Origin of the sequence: Parabacteroides sp. 20_3 (assembly GCF_964238835.1) — a bacterium.
GTDB classification, from domain to species: Bacteria; Bacteroidota; Bacteroidia; order Bacteroidales; family Tannerellaceae; genus Parabacteroides; species Parabacteroides distasonis.
In genome coordinates, this window is record NZ_CAXSNO010000008.1 from 226,213 (window position 1) to 247,369 (window position 21,157).

Consider the following 21,157-nt stretch of genomic DNA (forward strand, 5'->3'; position numbering starts at 1 on the left):
AGATCATATATCTTTTTATCGGACTACAAGCTAGCTTCTTTTGGGTTAATTTGCGTTCCTTGCGACGATCCCGGAGTATATCACCATAATACCATGCCATTGTTTTTTCATTGAAAGCTTCACGTGTAGCTGTACTGTGTTCCCTGTATTATAATGTATGTAGTTGCTGATTTTTTTATTTCTTTACAAGAAAATTTTCTTTTCATATGATCGAATATAAAAGCTACGATTATACAAGAACCATCCCTGTGGATGATTATATCTTACGTTATCGGGATGAGCGGCGTTTCATGGCCTATTGCCGGGAGTGTCGTAGGTATGGAAACAGTTGGAGTTGTCCGCCTTTTAATGATTCGGAGGACTATTTATCCGGGTTTCGGAATCTATTGATTGTTTGTACGCGGATTACTCCTGTCGTATTGGATGTACCGGATGCGGTGGAAGCGGGGCAAGAGTTGATGCACCGGGAAAGGAGCCGATTGGATAAACGTCTTCTTGCGTTGGAGGAGGAATATAATGGGCGGGCGTTTTATGCCGGTAGTTGTATCCTTTGCCCTTGGGAAGAGTGTGCACGTAGATCTGGTAAGGCTTGCCGCTACCCCTCGCGGATTCGTCGTTCCCTTGAAGCCTGTGGGTTCGATCTGGGACGTACTACCTCGGAGTTGTTCGGTATAGAGATGAAGTGGTCCGAGAATCGGAATTTGCCGGAATATTTACTTCTGGTTAGTGGATTCTTATCTGATAGGGAAACCCCGATTTGGTAAGTTAACTTACTTCGTCGATGGAGTTAACTTACTTTGCCGATGAAGTTAACTCCGTGAAATGGAGGAGTGGTACGGCTAGGCTTTATTTATTCGGTAACCTCCCAGCATTTCCATCCTTTATTGGCGCAGATATATACAATGTACGAGCGTACATTATATATAGGGAATTTCAGTTTGGTATCCTTGGCGTAAGCACGTACTTGCGCCACGTCCTCGGGGCGAGGATCGTTTAGCGCCAGCATGTGTTCGGCCTCTTTCGCCTTGAAATACTTGAATTCCACGATGCGATCGTCTTTGTAATAATCCGTGCCGGGTATGCCGGTCATCTCGAAATCGGAGCGGCCCGCCGAGTTGTTCTGTTCGATGGCGAACGTATAGTAACTACTCAAGTAGCGTGAGCAAAGCTCGAAGAAGGAGCAACGGATGAAGTTCTCGTTGATCTTGTCGAATACCTGCGCCGGGAACTGCCCGAGATACTGCTCGAAGTAGTTTTGTACCAACGGTTCGAAACGGCGGTCTTCCGTGAAGCGTTCGTAGGTGGGTACATAACGGGGAGCGCCACCTTCTATATGGTTCATCTCGTTGTAATAGTCCATGTAGATGCTGCGCATCGTGAGGTTGGGTAACACCATACGGTAATTATTCCTCAGCGTGGTCATGCCCAGATAGAAGAGGCTGACCGGATAGAAGTTCTTATCGAAGAATTTCTTCTTGTTGAACTTACTGGATAGGTCGGCGATGTTGTAAGATAACTCATCATTGATAACCAAAGCATCAAGCATTTCTTTTGCGTTTTCCATGGATAGGGTCAGACGACGGATCCAGCTGATATCGGTACGCAGGTTCTCATCGACCAGTTCAGAGGGGATAAAGCCATTCAGCGCCGCGAAGTTCTTAAAGAAATAAGTCAATATCGTAGAGTTGAACAAAGGCTCGGCTCCCGGACGGAAACGATAACCATCATAATTATTTACGATGAGTTGCCAAAGCTCCTCAAAGGAGTCTTGCCCCATACCATATTTGTCGATGACATACCTTAGGTAAGCGTTGGCCTCCTCATAGGTAAATCCCAGCATATTTAGGAAGCGTGGCTGCAAGGTGAGGATCTCCGCTATATTGTACCCGCTCGTCAGGTCGTCCATCGTTACGGGAAGGACACCCGTGCAGAAACAAGTTCGGATACTGCCTTCGCCAATACCTTTCTTTATTACCTTGAAGAAGGTACGCAGGAAGCTGTCCTTCGTGGTTACTTGCTCATAGAGCGGATCCTTATAGGCGGTTAATAATTGATTGGTGAAATTATCATATTCGTCTATCAATATGTAAACCTTCGGGAGGTCATGCTCACGGGCATACCCCAAGGCCTCTTCCAGCATTTGGGAGGCATTGCCTTTGGTGGTAAACTGGAAGTCTTGGAATAAGTCCCGGTTGTGTGTCACCATGATCTCCACGGGAGAGCAATTCAAGCGGTTGAAATTCCGCTCCAACCCCTCCATGTCATCTGCCATGGCCATAGCGGAGAAATCATAGCGTACGATCATGTAGCGGCTATGTTCCTCCGTCGGGTGTTCCCCGATCCAAGTGCCGCCGAACAATTCCTCGAAACGATCGGCCTTGGTGCGATCGTAGTAACAGGCAAGAGTGGATACGAGTAGGCTTTTCCCGAAACGACGGGGACGCAGGAAGACCGGGGCGTTGTAGTTCTCCAATCCGGGGATAAAGCTCGTTTTATCCACATAATAGAACTTACGCTCCCGTAAATCTATAAAATCCGCTACCGCATAAGGAATCGTTATTCGTTCCATGACATTTCTTTTTTCGTATATTACACAATACTACAAATATATAAAAATTCCTTATGCGATGAGATTTCCTGGACTTATGTTTTCCGGAAAGGGTATTGTTTCTGCCGATGGCGAATAACCCAAATGTAAAAACCAGTGAAATAGAGAAACGGTACGGCTAGGCTTATGAGGATCCATAGGATTCTGGAGAAGTGCCCGAGGAAAGTGCCGAAGTGGACAAAGTACATGGAGCGGACAAGCTTCTCGGCGGCCGGTTTGTCTTTCCATAGGTTTGTGGCGACGACCTTTCCGGTGATAGGATGGATGTAGATATGGTTGCTTCCCGTTCTTTCGAAGTCCCCTTCCTGATACATCCGTACGGAGAAGACAGACGTGTTGTCTTTCGGGAAGAAGATCATTGTCGGGGTTCCCTCTTTGAACTCTTCTTGGGCGGTCGCTAAAACGGAATCCAATGATACCCAATCACCTGTGTATTTATCTGTTTTTGGTGCCGGTGCGACTGCTTTTCCTGCGGATATGGATTCAAAGAAAGATTGATATTCTTTCTTGAACCCGAAATAAGAGCCGGTAAAAGCGATGACCAGCAAAAAGAGGGATGTACATATACCTATGATGGAATGCGACTTGAAAAGCTTGGCTCTCAAGCCCATCTTTCGGTTCACGGAGAAGATACGACGCTTGGGTAATAATAGAAAGCCGGAGAGAGTTAGGAAAATCAACAGGAATCCCGATAAGGCGACGATGGTCGCTCCTTGCTTTTTCAATAGCAGGTTCACGTGAAAGTCGTATAACCATTGAAAAACCTTATGCCGGTATCTGTCCACTCCCGTAACTTCCCCTGTATAGGGATTGACATAGATCTGGATACGGCCTTTCTCATCCGGGAATGTAGTACGGAAACTGTAGGCGCAATCCTCGCCTCCGTATAAGACCATATTATTGATCTTAGCTTGTGGATATTCGTGCCTTACGTTCTCTAGCAAAGTTTGCGGCGACACGGTTCGGGAGGCTGGCTTGACAAAAGCGATATCCTTGACAGATAGTTTTTCAAGTTCCGGCTTGTACACGATCGCTGTGCCGGAGAGGCATATTAGGGTTATTATTAGCCCTAATATGAGTCCGGTGTATAAATGTAACTTTACTATGATCTTTCTAATGATCGAATTATGCGACATGTCTTGTGCCTTTTTTAGAAGTTGACCGCTAGCATAACCATCAGCGTCCTGGCCGAGCCGGGGAATAAAAGATAGTTCCCTTGGGATCCGGTATAATATTCTTGGTTGAATACGTTTTTCAAGTTCGCCGAGATCTTGTAGAAACTGCGCTTGTAAGCCACGAAACAGTCAACCAGATGATAGGCGTCCAGATCGATCGTATGTGCCATGTTTCCGTAGGATTTACCTTGGAAGTACCAACCACCGCCGAAAGATAAGCCTTTAACCGGGCCTTTACGGATTAGGTAGGAGGTCCATAGGTTGAACTGGCTTGGTGAGATATTGGCCAGTTGCGTACCTACGGGATAGGTCTCGTCGTTCGTTTTCGTTACCTCGGCATGCGTATATGCGTAATTGAAGGCTACGCTCCAACTGGGAGTGATCTCTCCGTTTACCGAAAACTCTATACCTTTGCTGGTCTGCTTGCCGATCAGTATCTTATATTCCTCGTCTTCTGGGTCTATCGTCGGCAAGTTGGTCTTCGACAAGGTATAGAAGGCTAGGCCGGTGCTCAAGCGATCGTTGAAGAATGATTTCTTGACTCCCGCTTCCCATTGTTTAGAGGTAATCGGGTCGAATGCCTCGCCATCCTTCGTTTGCCCGGATTGAGGGACAAAAGACTGACTGTAGGTAGCATATAGGCTCAAGTCGGGCATGGGCAGATAAACAAGACCCACACGAGGCGAGATGGCAAAGTTGTTTTCATCCGTTTTTTTATCCTTAATATAATTATCTTGTTTATCGTTCACCCAGTCCGCACGGGCACCAAGCAATAACTTCCATTGATCGGAAAAGCTTACTTGGTCTTGTAGATAGATTGCGTAGGTACGTTGGGTGATACGTAAGTCTGTACTCTGTTCCATCTCGAAATCAACTGGTTCTTCGGAATATTCCGGATGAACATAACTAATCGGGGTGTACATATTCCCTTTTACTTTCCTTCGGTTGGTAAGCCATCCGTATTCCAAGCCCGCTATTACTTTATGCTGGATGAAGCCCGTCTTGAAGCTGCCGTTCAATTCCTCCAATACATTGGTATAATTGATTTTTGCGTCCCAATGTGCCAAACGGCGGGTAATCGTGCTGTCCTTCTGAGGGGTTTTCATCTGGAAATACAGACGATCCTCATGCGTGAAATATTGGCGGGCGGAACTTCTGAATGACCAGTTCTGGTTGAAACGGTGGGTCAACTGGAAACCAACGCTATTATTGGTAAACTTGCCATAGGCCCACGGTTCGCCAAGGAATGTCTTGAATCCGTTATCTATCACCTCATTGTTGATATGCAAAACGCCCGGATCCTGTGTCCTTTTATCCCGGAAGATATCGGCATCGATATTAAGGGTGGTCTTGCGTCCTAAGTCAATGTCGATGACTGGGGTGATGTCGTATCGTTTGCTGTTTTGCGGTTTCCTGAATTTGTCGGCATCTTCATACATTCCGTTCAAGCGGTAACGGATGGTCTTTTTGGTGTTCAGCGGGCCGGAAATGTCGATAGAGGCTTGCTTATAGTCGTAACTGCCGTATCTGATCGTAGCGCCATACCGGGGCGTATATAAGGTCGGCTTGGTGATAAAGTTGATGATACCTCCGGGCTCTACCGCTCCATAAAGGACAGATGCCGGGCCTTTGAGGATCTCTATACGCTCGATACTGGATAGCGCGTCGTTCGAGAACTTTAGGTATCGTACCCCGTTCCTGAAATAGTTACGGGAGTTCGTCATGGAGAAACCACGGGAAGAGAAGACCTCGTTGATGTTGGAAGCCTCGCCGGAAGGTCCGCCTTTCACGCCGCCCAGGTTCCTTACGGCCTCGGTCATGGTGGTAGCCTGTTGGTCTTCCAATAATTTCCGGGTCGCTATGCCTACGGTTCCGGGTATTTCCATCACGGGGATATCCATACGGGTAGCCGAATTAGCGATGTCGGAGTTATAACTCTGTGGTTTTGCCCCGACGATATCTACCTCGGGTAATCCTAATAGTTTGTAAGATAACTGAATCTCCATCTCGTAATTTCCTTCTCCCGCGGGAATATCCCGGATCGCCGAGACGGTGTTGTAACTGTTGGTGATTAGTACGTGGTCCTTCGTGTCCTTTAGTGATAAGGAGAAATACCCATCCGTATCTGAAATAACCCGTATATCCGTACCCTTAATGTAAATGACAATGTTTGCCATCGCCTTGTTGTCTTCATCTACGACCGTACCGGATATGACTCTGGAACTTCCCTCGGATGGCCTACTTTGAGCGACCGTCCGGGTGCCACACAAAACAATCCCGCTAACAATTAGCAGGAACAAATAAAAGTGTCTCATAATGTATAAAAATTAATTACGCAGTTTACATCTCTAATGTAATCGTTCCACTAGTTCCCCAAATCCCGGGAGAATCTATTTCTTTTTTTATCTGGCAGGTTTCCTGACTAACCCGGAAAGCGACCTTCCCATCTTTAGAAAAGACAGTGGCATGAAGAAGCTTTCCTCTTTACGGGTTTTACAGTAGCGGGCTCTGTTCCGGAATCTAACCGAAATTCCCTTTTATAGACTTGCAGAATGCAACGTCTATCACCAAGACATCACAAAAGTATAGTATTGATAGGGCTTTTTTTAATGAAATATGTTAAATATATTGAACGTGTTAAACAATTTGGCATATCCTTATGCGATAGTTTTTCCCGGACTAATCTTTATGGAAAAGTTTTTTCACCATTCAATGAACTTTCCTCTTTCCCGGCGCTTTTCCAGTTCCTCTTGTAAATGTCGTTGGCGATCTTTGGCGATGTAACGACGGGCGAAGATGTTCGGGACAGCTACACCGAGTGAGATACAAAGAATGATGAGTGCGGAATTGATCCCGTTGAAGAATGCGTTTGTGACCTCACCGACTACTCCATGCAGGTTTATAAATGCCAGTAATGAGCGATACATGAGTACTCCCGGAATCATAGGAATGACAGATGGAATCGTCAATACGTGATTGGGAACATGGCACCAATGAACCGCTTTTACGGCAAGGAGGCTGACTACGAAGCTTCCCATAAACGAGCCGATCACAGGACCATAACCTAATTCGAAGTTCACAAAGTTACGGGTACATACCGCAATGATACCTCCTACGGCTACCACCCATAATAATCGGCGTTGAATATTGAATATCATGGAGAAGCCTATGGCGGAGATAGCTGCCGCTAATGCATATATGTAGTACGGGTCATGTGGAACCATATTTAATTCACTGAACTTATGATCTATCTCGACATCATTCATGACAAGTACCCGCATGGCGAATGCGATACCGAAAGTCATGGCGGCTACCATCATGACCGTATTGGAGGCCCGGGTGATGCCGACAAGCAAATGATTGTCTAGCATATCATCCACGAAGTTAATCAAGGGTACGCCCGGCACGATAAATAAAGCGCAGGCTAATAATGGATGATAAGGAGTGTCGGATAGCCCGGAGAAGGAGGATGCGTATGCCAAGCAGGTGGATACGAAAGCGGCCGCGGCGATACTCATATATACGTTAAGTCCAGCCTCGACACAGCGGGCCCGTACCCTAAACCCGACGAAAGCGCAAATGGAAGCGAATAGGAATGCCATCCAGTCGCATCCGAATAGCTTACAGAATCCTCCGCATGCGAATCCCGCTCCGATAGCTACGATATAAGGGGTATAATTCCGGGGTTGGTGAACGATCTTCTCCAGTTCTTCCTCATATTTATCCAAGGAATAATCTTGCTCGATCGCCCGCCATGAAAGCTTGCTTACCTGTGAGATTGTCGTCATGTTAATGCCATGCTTCTCGCATTTCTGGAATTTGGAGAATGAGTTTCGCTCATCGCTTACGTTTACCATGATCATGGTCCACCGGATATCGATATGCAACTTCTCCTCGGGGATCCCCATAAAGGCGGCAACTCGTTTCATGTTTCGCTCGATACGATTCGTGTCGGCGGCGCTTTCCATCAACAACTTTCCTGTACGGAGCAAAAGATCCAGTTTGCGCCGTAACAACAATACTTCCTTGTCTGTCATCATTTTCTTTTTGTTCTTATATTGTCTGTGTATCCTATGTCCTAACCCACGAGGACATGAATCTGAAATGAATGGCAGGTCTTCTGACTAGCTCCCATCCTAATGCCTTCCCGACCCTATCGCGTCAGTGGCGAAAGTAGTATTAGAATGTTCAACAGAGCTTCACAGCAGCGGGACTGTCCCGGATTCTCACCGGATTCCCTTTTAATCCGTACGCCCGAATAGGCACTACGGAACCAATTCGGGCGCAAATGTACGGAATTTTTTTTATATTTACTTCTTAATCATCCGTAGAGACTCTGTCTTTCCTCCGGTTATGATACGGATGAAATAGAGGCCTTGGGATAGATCGCTTACGTTGATGGATTCTCCGGGATTGATCGTGGATTTCCGGACCATTGTTCCGCGAGATGTATAGATCTCTATCTTCGCCGGGGTATCGATATTGATTTGTATCGAGTTAACCGCCGGGTTCGGATAGATTTTCAAGGTCGGCTGCGAGACCTCTTCTATGCTTGTCGGTGCTTCTTCGGTTGTTACGACCATGTTCTTGGTGACGATCTTTCCGTTCGAGTTGAAGCGGACGGTTATTGTAGCCTTCTGATATTCCTTGATATCTGAGGTCGTACTGATGATTAAGGAGTCATTACGAACGATCGCGTTAATCGGGCTGGAGGGAGTAACGGATGAGACTGATTTTACGATGGCGGCATCCATATTGTCCTCATCGGTCACCATATTGCCTAAAGCGAGTTTATAGACTGGCTTTTCCTCGGTTAATACGATAGAGGAAGGGAAACCGGAAGATACTACCGGTGCGGCGTTATCCGGGAAAACCGGGATAGCCGGGAACCAATAGTTGACGATCATCGAATATTCTTGTACCACTTCGCCTTTGTTATTTATACGAGCTAACATGTGCGTAGGATCTTGGAACTCATGATACAAGAAGGTGTATAGCTCGTCGGTTTTTGGGTTAAGGCGAAATCCGGTTCCGTACAAGCGCCAATCCCAGTCCTGTTTTCGGAGGTCGATTAGCTGGAAGAATTGTTTCTTGTCAATATCATACCCACAGATTTGATACCCCGTGAACCAACTGCCTTCTTTCGGTTGTCCGTTCCAGTAAATCTTATTTTCTTTGGCACTGGCGCAGAAACCGTCGGCGGTCCATGCGTACCAAGAGTTTGGAACGACACCGATGGTCTCGCTTAACGGGATCTTTACCGTGTCCACCTTAAAGGTATAGGGGTTCAAGTTCAGCATATATTCCAAGGCGGAACCATCCCCGGCCGTATTCTGGGTCATGCTGATCCAGAGCGTACCATCCTTGGATTGAACGATAGAGCCGAAACCTCGTTGAATCTCCTTCTCTAGCCCTTTTACAGTCTCTTTCTCGATCGGGGCGGCGATGGTACGGATAATTTTATCGGTTTTCGGATCTATTATTAATAAACCATATTGTTGATGGACGGCAAAGACAAGGTCGTTAGCACGTACCATGGTACCGATCTGGGCATAATACAACTCACCGTATCCATCGGCGTTCGGATTTCCGGAACCTTCTATTTGTTTGCCGATCGCCATCTTATCGCTATCGTAGATCCAGATACCGTTGCTGGTTCCTATATAGCCTTTGTGCTCGTCTACCGGAAGATAGGAACGGCCGTCGGCTATGGATTTGCCCTCGGCGTTTTGGGCGATATACTTGAATTCCTTGATCACCTTCATGGTCTTGGCATCGCATACGGCAAACCGGCTTCCGGTGATTTTTGCCCCGGGATCTCGTTCTTGCTTAGAGACTAGGTAGAACTTATCGCCATAGATCGTACCGAATTGCGTGGTACATCCTAACTCATGCCCCGGATTCTCGGTCTGGAAGACACGATAGTGCCATTCTCCATCTTGAGTAAGGAAATTGACGGTACTGTTCTGATGGCCGTACCAATCCTCGTTTACGATAAATGTACCTTGACTGTAATCCATATCCGTGGAACGCAGGATGGAAGATTGTGACGGTACATCCCTCATTTGGACCCGATCGATGCCGGCGGCGATCCATGAGGTATTGCCTTGGGCCATTAGGCCGCTCGTGGCGAACGTACAGAGAAGTAAGGTAATCGTCTTTTTCATAAGCCTTTTATTTTTAAGATTGCTTGATCGTATTGTAATTTCATTTGTTCGCTTACCGGATCGGGTACGATGATGGAAGGGGTGGCGATGTGTAAATCCTGCGCACGGATAATCTCCGTCGAGGTCTCTCCGATCCAACCGCAATATTGGTTTACCGCCGTGTATACCTTGATAAAGTCCACGCCGGGTAATTCCACCTTATTGCCTTCCGCGTCCACGGCCCATTCGATATCGAAGCTGTTCAGATCCTTGTAATCGTTCGGATGGTTATCCACGTATCCCCATGGATACGAATAGAGTACGTAGTATTTACCCGTATCACTCTCGTCCGTAGCGTTATCCTTTAACCGGGTACCGGAGAAAGTCAAGGAATTCTCTTCAATCCATTTCGGATAATAACTTTGCGTATGATATATATTTTTCGCTATATAACCGGTATTGCCTTGATTATCTTTCCATGGTACATAAGTAGCGTCACTCCATTGCTGGCCCATGTCTGGCTCGGGGATCTTGTTGGGATCTGGACGATCATAGGTAATGCGATAATTCTTGATGGTTTCCGGTTTATAGTATTCACTACCGGCCAGTTCGTACCATTCATCGTCCAGTAAGCCGTTCAGGTTCGTGTCGAAAGAGACCATGACAATACCGGGCTCGCAGCTGCCTCCCTTTTTCTCTTGATATTCCGGCAGGTCGGAATAGAAAGAGTTCCCAAGGATCATAAAGTCCTTCTTCCCTTTGACGTTGATGACCGTATGGTCGAAGCCGAAGATAACGTATCCTCCGTATCCTCCGAGGGAGATCATCACGTCATTCGTACCGGAGATATTCTCCTCTACCTTTTTCAGGATGGTTTCTTTCGTATCGCCTTCCTCGTATTCGGGCATCGTATTGACGAACTGACCCGGTGCGGGACAAAAGTCGTATACCTTGGATAGGTAAGGACTGTACTCTATATCCTCCTGCATCACCTCGAAACGAAAATCGTGCTTATAGGGGGTCTCCTTATCGATGATCTCGAAGGTCATCTGATAGGTGCCCGTATCTTTCGCAAGGAAGATATAAGAACGTTCGGTAGATACGAGAGAGTCCGTCCCGTTCCGGTGCAGTGTCCACCGATACTCGTCGCCGGTAAAGGCCGGGCTGAGTAGATAGGTTTTCATGCGGGGCAGATAATAGACATCATCGATACCCAAGCTAACCATCTGTATCTTGTCTTGGGTACAGGATAGAAATGCTAGGAAACCTGAAATGAATAGATATAAAACTTGTCTCATAACGCTGTTCTATTTATAAAGGAAAACCATATGGGCGGGGATATCCCCGGTACGTACGCCCCATTTTCGTATCCCGTTCTTATCGTAGCAATAGAGGGTCCCGCTGGATACGTAATTCTTGGCATCGGTGACGAAGATGTCTTTCGTATAGGGATGGACCATGATCCCGTATGGGATACGAATGTCTTTCTCGCTACCGTCGGTGATAAAGTTCGTGCTGATCACCTCTTTGGTACGGACATCTATGATTCCGTACGAGATGCTGTTACTCTGCGTATTCACGTTCCATTCCGTACTGTAATAGAAGAGGGAATCTCCGCTGATGCAAAGGTTGGAGCAAGGGATATTCAGGGTATCGGTAACCACCATCTCATTATATCCTTTTCGCTTTTCCAGTACATACAGGTTGGAATGTACCGTATCGTAATCTCCCCGAGAAGTTACCCATAATTTACCGTATTTATCCGCACGGATACGGTGCAGATTGATCCCTACCGGAATCTTTTGGACTTGCTTGAAACGGTTTAGTTCGATGACGGAAACCGTATTGTCGTACTCCGGGGCACGATAGCCTCCGGAATTCACTACGTAGATATATTCACCCAAAATCTCTAATTCATCCGGCTGGTAGCCGACAATGACTTTAGCGTCTATTTTCAGGCTGGTCGTGTCTACCCGATATACGGCTCCTTGTGGAGCATTCGGGTCGATTTGCACGGGGCCGACATAAGAGGTTACATAGGCGTTTCCCCGGTAAAAACGGATGTACCGGCAGTTAGGAATGTCTATTTGCGTGATCCGCTCACAAGTCCGGGCGTCCAATACTTCTACTTTATGGGAACAATTGACTACAACATATAGCTTACTTCCGTAAATCTGGATATCATTGCCTACATCGCCCAACTCCTTGACCACGTTTGGGTTCCGTTCCGAGTAGAGGTTACGGATATAATAACCGTTCACGTAATCCAGATAATCCAGCGTACATTTATTGCTTCCCATATTCCCCTCGTTCACTAAATACATCCCTTGAGGATTCGCCTCGGGGTGGATACCATCGGAGACCAGCTCGTATTCCGATGGAACTACGATCTCGATCTTACGGCAGGATGAAAAAGCGCAACCGATCAGGATACCTATTATATATAATGTATGTCTTTTCATATCTCGATCGTTAAAGACACTTTGTAATTTCGTTTCGGCATCGGATAATTCAGGATCACGTCGTAGTCTTGGCTTAACAGGTTGTTTACCTCTACGGCAGCCTTGATAAGTCCGAATTTGAATTTCAAATCTTTCGACAAGGAGATGTCGCTGGTGTACCACGGTTGCGTATAATTGTATTTGATATTTTCCTGCTGGTTATACCGCTCTCCCACATATATGAAACTATAGTTGAGGTTCCATCCCTTGAAAGAGGCTTGTGCGATGGCGGAGCCGCTATGCCAAGGGATATAAGGGATTTGATCTCCGTAATAGGTATCCGAGGGATCCGTGAAGTCTTGGGCCTTTTGATAGGTGTATTGTACGCGTAGCGTGACGAACAAATCTTTTACCGGATTGACGGTCGTTTCCGTACTGACATCTATACCTTTGATTTCTACCTTACCCAAATTCAGCATCGTCCAACGGAACTGCTGGCCTTTGGGGTAAGCGATGATCTTGTCTTTCACCTTGTTGTAATAACCATCCGCCTGTATCTTGAAGCGATAGAAAAGATGGTTCTCCCATGTTTTCGTGTAAGCGAAGCCGGCATCATATTGGGTTACGTATTCCGGGTTTAATTTGGAGTTTCCCATATCGGCGTAATACAAATCGTTGAAGGTGGGCATGCGGAAGATCCGTTTATAGAAAGCGCGTACATTAAAGTCTTGTTTCTCGAACGGCTTATAGGAGGCGAACACGGCGGGTGTGAGGATTTGCCGGGCTTCCGGTGCGGGGCCTTCTTCTACACGGTCGTTGATAAAAGTCGCCAGTCCGCTGGCCTGTAATTTTACTTTTCCTAACCGGAGCGCCGTAGCGACCGAAAGGAGGTTGGTGAAGCGTTCCGGGTAAACGAATCCATACATATCGGCGTTCATCTTGTTCCATTGCAAGTCGTAAGAAGCAGAGACATCCCAGTTCGAGAGGATGGAGTAGACATTAGCGGAAGATAGGTAAATCTCCCGTTGCTTATACAGGTTATCTACATGAATCAGCTTGTCGTCGTTGTTCACATAATGCGTACGGTAGAAAGCGTATTTCGCATTGACCTGTGTCTTGAATTTACTATTGATTTCTTTGATATAGGAGCCTTGCATGAAAGAGTTCGTATCCCATACTCGTTCGCCGCGTCGCCATACGTTGTTTACGATAGCCCCCGGGATACCTCGTTCGGAATTGTAGTTGTAGAACTTAAGATTCCAAGTACCGTCGCTCATCTTGCCATACAATCCGGCCTCTAGGCGGGTGGCGTTGATATCCCCGTTTTCCCGGACGGCGGTCGTATCGTAAGCGATCTCTCCGGCAGGGTTGATACGGCGGTAACGAAATTTGTATTTACCGCTTCCGCTTAACCATTCGGCGCTGAAAGAGGCGGCTACGTTTTCTGATATCTTATATTCGAACAGGGCCGAGGGATTGATAACGTCGAAGGAACCGACTTTCATCGTGGCACGGATATTCGTTGTTTTTCCTTCTTCGAAACGAGGACGACGAGAACGCAGATAAAGCGTACCGGCCGCACCGAAATCTTTCGCGGATTGGAAGATATCGCTCTTCTGGCCATTGTATAAAGAAATCTCCTCGATATTGTCTAAGGAATACATTCCGAGGTCTACTTGTCCGTTTTGCGCGTTGCTTAATTCGATACCGTCGTAGAAAACACCCATATGGTTCGTTCCCATGCTTCGGATGTTTACGGTCTTGATACCTCCTACGCCCCCATAGTCTTTCAATTGGACGCCCGAGAAGTAGCGTAAAGCATCCGCTACCGTGTGGCTGTTCAAATTTTGTAATTCTTTCCCCGATAGTTTTTGGGAAGGAATTACCTCTTTAAAGCTGAAACTCCGGGCCGTGACCGTAACTTCGTCCAAGTGTTGGATAGAGTCGAGTTTGCTTTGTCCATGGGACATACCTATCGCCAGCATCGATAATACGCAAGCGAGGTATCCCTTTCTAGCAAAGGATAACACCATTATTTAAAACCTGTTTAGAAAATGATTCGTACCAAGCCGCTCTGTCCTCGCGAACGACTTCTCCCTAACTGGCAGGTCTTCTGACTGACTCCCATCCCGAAAGCCTTCCCGATATATATCCTTATATACCAGTGGCGAAAGTGTTTCCGGAATGTTTGAAATAGAGCTTCACAGCAACGGGACTGTTCAGGAATTACACCTGATTCCCATTTAATCCGTAACCCCGGTTGGGTGAAACGGAACCAATTCGGGACAAAGGTATGAAATCTTGTTAATATCCGGGCTATAATTGGAGAATTTCCTTAAATGAAAGGGTTGTACTTGTATGTTACGATTTCCTTTTTATTTAAAGAAGCTTGTACGTCAATTAACCGTTGGTTGCTGCTTCCCCGGAATAAAAGGCTCTCATCCCGAAGGGTTTGTTTGTAGCGGCCATCTACCAATACGTCGATATAGGATAATAAGGCGGCTTGTGCCGGGTTCTTTATCAGGTCCTCGAATTTATATCCCGTGTAGCACCAGATCGTCTTTTGGCTTTTTTCCTTGATCGCCTTGGCTACCTCGGTGAAGCCTTCCGGCTGGAACATGGGATCTCCACCACTGAAGGTGACGTTGGCGAACTCGTCAGCCAGCACTTTCTCCACGATCTCTTCCGTTCTTACTTTCTTCCCTTTATGGATATCCCATGATTCGGGGTTGTGGCAACCCGGGCATTTGTTCGGGCAACCCGCCGCATAGATGGCGGTCCGGAATCCCGGACCGTCTACGGTGGTATCTTCGATGATATCTATGATAGACAACATGGTAATTGAAAATTGACAATTGACAATTGAAAATTAGTTGTGGGTGATGCGGTCGTTCAGCTCGGATAGCTTGGCGTTGTTCCAACGGTCGGTGGTTCCTACCAAGTAACCGGTGATGCGTTGAAGTTTGTCCAAGTGTTTGCTGCCGCATTTCGGGCAGGCTTCCAGATTCGGGGTGGAGTTCTCGTAGCCACAATCCAGACAACGGTTACGATTATGGTTTACGGAACCGTATCCGATATTGTATTTATCCATCATATCCACGACACGCATGATCGCTTCGGGGTTATGGGTAGCGTCGCCATCCATCTCTACGTAGAAGATATGGCCACCACGAGTCAAATCATGATAAGGAGCTTCCACTTCGGCTTTATGACGGGCACTGCACTTATAATATACCGGGACGTGATTAGAGTTCGTATAATAATCCCGATCCGTGATACCCGGAAGCGATCCGAACTTCTTACGATCTTTTCCCGTGAACTTGCCGGACAAGCCTTCAGCCGGAGTTGCCAGTACGCTATAATTGTGTTGGTATTGCTCAGAGAATTGGTTGGCGCGATCCCGGATATACGTAACGATCCTTACGCCTAAGGCTTGCGAATCCTCATCTTCTCCATGATGCTTCCCGGTAAGGGCTACCAAGCATTCGGCCAGTCCGATAAAGCCGATACCCAAGGTGCCTTGGTTGATAACGGAGGCAATCGAATCGTTAGGCTTCAATTTTTCCGAGCCTAGCCATAAGGAAGACATCAACAACGGGAATTGCTTCGCGTAAGCGGTTTTCTGGAACTCCATACGCTCATGCAACTGACAAGCCGTAAGTTCCAGCATATGATCCAGTTTAGCGAAAAATAGGGCGATACGTTCCTCCTTGTTCTCCACCTGCATGCACTCGATAGCCAATCGCACGATATTGATCGTCGAGAAAGAGAGATTACCTCGTCCGATAGAAGTCTTTGGTCCGAAACGATTCTCGAATACACGGGTACGGCATCCCATGGTCGCTACCTCGTGGATATAGCGCTGAGGATCGTCCGCTTTCCAATCCTCGCTTTGGTTGAAGGTTGCGTCGAGATTCAAGAAGTTCGGGAAGAAACGACGGGCGGTGACCTTGCAGGCCAATTGGTAAAGATCGTAGTTACGGTCTTCCGGCAGATAGCTTACGCCTCGTTTCTTTTTCCATATCTGGATCGGGAAGATAGCGGTCTCGCCGTTACCTACGCCTCTGTAAGTGCTTTTTAATAACTCCCGGATGATACAACGACCTTCCGCCGAGGTGTCGGTTCCATAATTGATGGAGCTGAATACCACTTGGTTGCCTCCACGGGAATGGATCGTGTTCATATTATGGATAAAAGCCTCCATCGATTGGTGTACACGGCTTACCGTGCGGTTGATGGCATGTTGTATGACGCGTCTATCACCGCTTAATCCATCCAAGGTCTGTGTCTGGTAATCGTCGATAGGCTTATTATATAAGTGGGAGAAATCCTGTCCGTATAAATCCTCTAAGGTCTTTACTTCCTCGATAAAGCTATTACGTACGTAAGGAGCTAGGTAGAAGTCGAACGCCGGTATCGCCTGTCCGCCATGCATCTCGTTTTGGGCGGTCTCTAGAGAGATACAGCCAAGGATACTAGCGGTTTCGATTCGTTTAGCCGGACGTGATTCGCCATGACCGGCGGAGAACCCGTATTTTAGGATGCGATCCAACGGGTGTTGTACGCAGGTCAAGCTTTTAGTCGGATAATAATCTTTATCATGAATATGGAGATAGTTGTTTGATACGGCTTCCTTGACCTCTTCGCTCAATAAATAGTCATCGACAAACGGCTTGGTGGTCTCGCTGGAGAATTTCATCATCATGCCGGCGGGTGTATCGGCGTTCATATTCGCGTTCTCACGGGTGATGTCGTTGGATTTGATATTGATAATCTCCAAGAACATATCCCGTGTTTTCGCCTTGCGGGCTACGCTTCGCTGATTTCGGTAAGCGATATATTTCTGCGCTACGTCCTTCCGGCTACTGGCCATCAATTCCAGTTCCACGGCATCTTGAATCGCCTCTACGGTCATTTGAGGTTCTCCCTTGAATGAGATATGATCTGTGATCTGGCGAATCAGTTGCATATCTTCTCCCTTGTCTGTATGCAACATGGCTTTACGGATAGCGGTTACTATCTTCTCCTCGTTGAAGCCAACGATACGCCCGTCCCGTTTAACAACTGTCTGTATCATGATGTCGATTAATTTGTGATTGATTATGCGTGCAAAGGTATCTTATTACACTATATGATTTTCTTTTTGGAAAACTTTTTGCTGATTAAATTATGTTAAGGTGTTAATTTGCAGTGTGTTGTAAAAAGTTTTGGAAAACTTTGTGTCTTGTATGATTGCTTTTGTTTTCCTTTTTGGTGATGTGATGTGTTATAAGCTTCTCTTTGTAAAGCTTTTAAAGAACATAAGCCGGGATATATTTTTGTTTATATAAAATAATTCATACTTTTGCCCCCGTTTTGGTGATGACGTAAAACCATCCGGTTTCGTCATAAAGAGGGAATCCGGTGTGAATCCGGAGCAGTGCCCGCTACTGTAAGCTTTTGTAAAGTAGAAAACATTTCTCATACCACTGTCTGTAAAAGACGGGAAGGTCGTTTTCTACGAGGTAAGTCAGGAAACCTGCCAAGCGTTTTATTGCTGTTTTTCTCGGGGTCAGGAAAGCGGAAATATACATAATAACAAATCGTTTATGAAAAGAAAGTGTTTGTGCGCGGCTTTAGCTGTAAGTTGTGCGATAAACGTATCATTTGCGCAGGTACGTTTACAGGGTAAGGTCGTGGATGAAAGTAATGAACCAATTCCGGGCGCGAATATCCGCGTGTCGGAATCCTTGAATGGAACAACCACGGATGCCAGCGGAAAATTTGAGCTGAACCTTCCCGATGGTAGACATCGTATTCGTGTGACTTACCTTGGCTATGAGCAAGGCGTGTATCAAACGGATCACTCGGAAAAAGATGTCGTTATTAAGCTGAAAGAAAAGTATGTGAATATCGATCAAGTGGTGGTAACCGGTACCGGTTCGCATCGCCGCATGAGTAATTCCCCTATTCCCGTGAAAGTGCTTACGGGAAAAGACTTGAAAGAGGCGAGCGTAACCAATTTCCAAGATGCGATGACCAAGCTGAATCCGAGTATCGTATTTATGGAAAACGGACAGGGGGCTACGATGAATATGAACGGATTGACAGAGAAATACGTGGTTATCTTGGAAAACGGTAAGCGTTTGGCCGGCGATGATACCTATTCCCGTATCGATATGTCTAACGTAAAGCGGGTAGAGATCTTGAACGGGGCCGCTTCCGCTTTGTATGGTAGCGACGCGATCGCCGGCGTTATCAATATCATCACGGATGATTCCCGCAATAAGGTGAACGTGACGAGCAATAGCCGTTATGGTAGCAAGAACCAATTCTTGCAGTCGGTCAACGCGGACGTGAATGTAGGGAAGTTCGGTTCATATACTTCTTATCAATATCAACGGGCCGATGGTTGGCAATTAAATCCCTATACGGAGAGTAAAGGTGAGTTGGTTCCTACCAATAAGCAAGCTTCCGAGGGATTTCACCGGAACGTGATCAACCAACGTTTCACGTACGACGCTACGGATCGTTTGTCTTTTTATGTGCGTGGTACTTTCTTCGGACGTTCCAGCGATCGTCCGATGCCAATGGATAAAGTGAATACGACCAACTATGATATGAGAAAAGAGACGTTCACTTATGGGGCGGGCGCTCAATACATGATTAATAAGAACTCTTATTTGAACGCTGATTATCTGTCGGACAATCATAGTACGTATAAGGATTTCTTTGATGGAAAGAAAAGCGGAGAGAGTGATATGACGAAACGGATTCATTACCATAACTTGAATGTCAAGGGAATCTTTCGTTTGGGCAAATATAATAAGCTTTCGGCTGGTACGGAGTTCATTAAAGAGTTACTGAGTAGCGAGACGGATAACATAGCGGGTAAAAGTATGTACACGACCGCGCTTTATGCGCAAGACGAGATCAATATCAATGAGCATTTCCAAGCGTACGCGGGTTTGCGCTATATTTACCATGAGAATTTTAAGAGTTATGCGACTCCTAACGTGGCTTTGCTGTATAAGGTAGGCGGTTTTAATTTCCGCGGATCGTATGCGGCTGGTTTCCGTACACCTGAATTGAAAGAGTTGTATACGGAATCGGAGAAGAAAGCGTCCGGAGCGACTCGCCTTACGATCGGTAATCCGGATCTGGACCCGGAGAAGAGCGACAATTTCACGTTGAGCGCTGAATATACGATGAGGTATTTCTCTTTGTCCGTGTCCGCTTTTATGAATAACGTACGTAGCATGATTAACTATAAGATGTTGGATACGGCGGAACGGGATGCTTATAACACCGCCCATGGTACGGACTATGATGAGATACAGATGCGTGCGAATATCGATAAAGCGAAGATCAAAGGTATTAACGTAACCTTCAATAGTTATCTGGGAGCGGGCTTTACCTTGAATGGTGGCTATAGTTTCATGGATGGAAAGAACGTATACGAGGATGAACCTTTGGATAAGACCGTTAAGCATAGTGGTACGGTAGCGGCTATGTGGTCTCATACTTGGAATAAGTATAAGCTGAACGTGAATTTTAACGGACGTATCCAAGGGGAACGTTATTCTACTTCTTATGGATACGCACCGAAATATTCCTTGTGGAATCTCAATACGAGCCATACGTTTAGAGCCGGCGATTTCTTGTTGGAACCGGGAGTAGGTATCGAGAACCTTTTTGATTATGTAGATGATCGTCCCTTTAATTACAATTACGCTACATTGACCCCGGGCCGTACCTATTACGTCAGCCTTCTGGTCCGTTTCAAGCAGTAAACTGTCACATGTCAACTATTAACTAATATAATAATGTATAGGGGATTTTTACGATCCATGTTTGTTTGTTCACTCCTGCTCGGGCTCGCCTGTTCATTATGGGCGAAACCCGGGCGGGAGTTTTACGCTTCCGATATCCGGGAGAGCATGGAAAAGGGAGATAAGTTAGCGATCTTGATGGTACATTTCGGGAGTGCTTACCCGGAAGCTCGTACCCAAGTAATCGATGTGATGAACAAGCGTGTCAAGGAGGCTTTCCCAGACGTGGAAGTCCGGCAGGCTTATAGCGCCCGTAGCGTAGTGAGTCGGTTGAGGGCGCAAGGTGTTTGGGTTCAGTTGCCGGCGGACGCCTTGGTGGAGTTGCGTGATCAAGGGTTTACCCATGTAATTATCCAACCGACTATCATTATAGAGGGTGTGGAGATGGAAGCGATCCGCAAAGAGGCGGAACAGCGAAAAGGTTTGTTTAAGGATTTGCGTGTAGGTAATCCCTTGTTATATGATGATACCGATTATGAGGCGGTGATGAAAGCGGTTTCCTCACCTTCTGGAGTGACTAAAAATGGGGCTAAGTTATTGGTGGCGCACGGAACTTATCATGCCAGTAACTCGGCTTACGCGAAATTGGGGTATATGTTCCAGACCAAAGGAATGAAAGATTATTATACCGGAACCCGTGAGGGTTTCCCTACGATCGAGGATGTAGGTGAGCAAATGCGCCAAGCCGGTCATAAGCGTGTGCAGTTGATTCCTTTTATGTTCGTACTGATTCGAGGTACGGAAAATACGGTTACGGATTTCTGGCAGAAAGGGCTACGTCAACAGGGTTTCGATGTGGATATTTATTTAAAGCCTCTAGGTGAGAATCCGGCGATCCGGTCTTTATTTATCGATCACATCCGTTTCGCCATGAAATATAAACGGGTGACGATTTTTGATCGAAAGAAATTATATACACACTGAACAATTGAAAATTGAGAATTGAAAATTAGTGAGTACTTACTGAACCAATTTT

13 protein-coding genes and 4 riboswitches are annotated in these 21,157 nt (G+C 46.3%); of the genes, 3 read left to right on the forward strand and 10 right to left on the reverse strand.

The features are described from left to right. Window positions 1–206 precede the first annotated feature (206 nt). Window positions 207–764, forward strand: a complete 558-nt coding sequence (locus ACESPU_RS16895; RefSeq protein WP_009016835.1) for a DUF2284 domain-containing protein — start codon at window positions 207–209, stop codon at window positions 762–764. Window positions 765–850: 86 nt separating this feature from the next. Here ACESPU_RS16895 and ACESPU_RS16900 read toward each other — a convergent pair whose 3' ends face one another. The 10 genes from ACESPU_RS16900 to ACESPU_RS16945 form a co-directional block, all read right to left on the reverse strand. Beyond that, window positions 851–2,569, reverse strand: coding sequence for an ATP-binding protein (locus tag ACESPU_RS16900; RefSeq protein ID WP_009016836.1), 1,719 nt, complete (start codon window positions 2,567–2,569; stop codon window positions 851–853). 74 nt (window positions 2,570–2,643) lie between these two features. Continuing rightward, window positions 2,644–3,744: a PepSY domain-containing protein gene (locus ACESPU_RS16905; RefSeq protein WP_044544887.1), complete on the reverse strand. Its 1,101-nt coding sequence runs from the start codon at window positions 3,742–3,744 to the stop codon at window positions 2,644–2,646. A 14-nt stretch (window positions 3,745–3,758) separates the two neighbouring features. Beyond that, window positions 3,759–6,098, reverse strand: a complete 2,340-nt coding sequence (locus tag ACESPU_RS16910; protein WP_009016838.1) for a TonB-dependent siderophore receptor — start codon at window positions 6,096–6,098, stop codon at window positions 3,759–3,761. 75 nt (window positions 6,099–6,173) lie between these two features. Continuing rightward, window positions 6,174–6,370: riboswitch (cobalamin riboswitch) on the reverse strand. 115 nt (window positions 6,371–6,485) lie between these two features. Further along, window positions 6,486–7,823 (reverse strand): threonine/serine exporter ThrE family protein, encoded by a 1,338-nt coding sequence (locus ACESPU_RS16915; RefSeq protein ID WP_044544886.1) that lies wholly within the window; start codon window positions 7,821–7,823, stop codon window positions 6,486–6,488. 52 nt (window positions 7,824–7,875) lie between these two features. Beyond that, a riboswitch (cobalamin riboswitch) is annotated at window positions 7,876–8,076 on the reverse strand. Between the two features lie 17 nt (window positions 8,077–8,093). Then, complete coding sequence (locus ACESPU_RS16920; protein ID WP_044544885.1) at window positions 8,094–9,950, reverse strand: DUF5074 domain-containing protein; 1,857 nt, start codon at window positions 9,948–9,950, stop codon at window positions 8,094–8,096. Next, a complete protein-coding gene (locus ACESPU_RS16925; RefSeq protein WP_044544884.1) occupies window positions 9,947–11,227 on the reverse strand; it encodes a hypothetical protein in 1,281 nt (426 codons plus the stop codon). The genes ACESPU_RS16920 and ACESPU_RS16925 overlap by 4 nt, the downstream gene beginning before the upstream one ends. 9 nt (window positions 11,228–11,236) lie before the next feature. Continuing rightward, window positions 11,237–12,391: a YncE family protein gene (locus ACESPU_RS16930; protein WP_039848533.1), complete on the reverse strand. Its 1,155-nt coding sequence runs from the start codon at window positions 12,389–12,391 to the stop codon at window positions 11,237–11,239. After that, entirely contained in the window at window positions 12,388–14,403 is a 2,016-nt protein-coding gene (locus ACESPU_RS16935) for a TonB-dependent receptor (protein WP_044544883.1), read from the reverse strand. The genes ACESPU_RS16930 and ACESPU_RS16935 overlap by 4 nt, the downstream gene beginning before the upstream one ends. A gap of 52 nt (window positions 14,404–14,455) precedes the next feature. Continuing rightward, a riboswitch (cobalamin riboswitch) is annotated at window positions 14,456–14,665 on the reverse strand. A gap of 40 nt (window positions 14,666–14,705) precedes the next feature. Next, the gene (gene nrdG / locus ACESPU_RS16940) at window positions 14,706–15,206 is read right to left on the reverse strand and encodes an anaerobic ribonucleoside-triphosphate reductase activating protein (protein WP_009016844.1); all 501 of its coding nucleotides are present in this window, start codon (window positions 15,204–15,206) and stop codon (window positions 14,706–14,708) included. Window positions 15,207–15,239: 33 nt separating this feature from the next. Then, window positions 15,240–17,447, reverse strand: coding sequence for an anaerobic ribonucleoside triphosphate reductase (locus tag ACESPU_RS16945; RefSeq protein WP_158532456.1), 2,208 nt, complete (start codon window positions 17,445–17,447; stop codon window positions 15,240–15,242). A 262-nt stretch (window positions 17,448–17,709) separates the two neighbouring features. After that, window positions 17,710–17,911, forward strand: a riboswitch (cobalamin riboswitch). A gap of 47 nt (window positions 17,912–17,958) precedes the next feature. On the opposite strand from ACESPU_RS16945, the gene ACESPU_RS16950 reads away from it, so the two are divergent. Together ACESPU_RS16950 and ACESPU_RS16955 are read left to right on the forward strand one after the other, a co-directional pair. Beyond that, window positions 17,959–20,142, forward strand: coding sequence for a TonB-dependent receptor (locus tag ACESPU_RS16950; RefSeq protein WP_008779146.1), 2,184 nt, complete (start codon window positions 17,959–17,961; stop codon window positions 20,140–20,142). Window positions 20,143–20,175: 33 nt separating this feature from the next. Then, the gene (locus ACESPU_RS16955; RefSeq protein ID WP_158532455.1) at window positions 20,176–21,105 is read left to right on the forward strand and encodes a sirohydrochlorin cobaltochelatase; all 930 of its coding nucleotides are present in this window, start codon (window positions 20,176–20,178) and stop codon (window positions 21,103–21,105) included. Window positions 21,106–21,157: the final 52 nt, after the last annotated feature.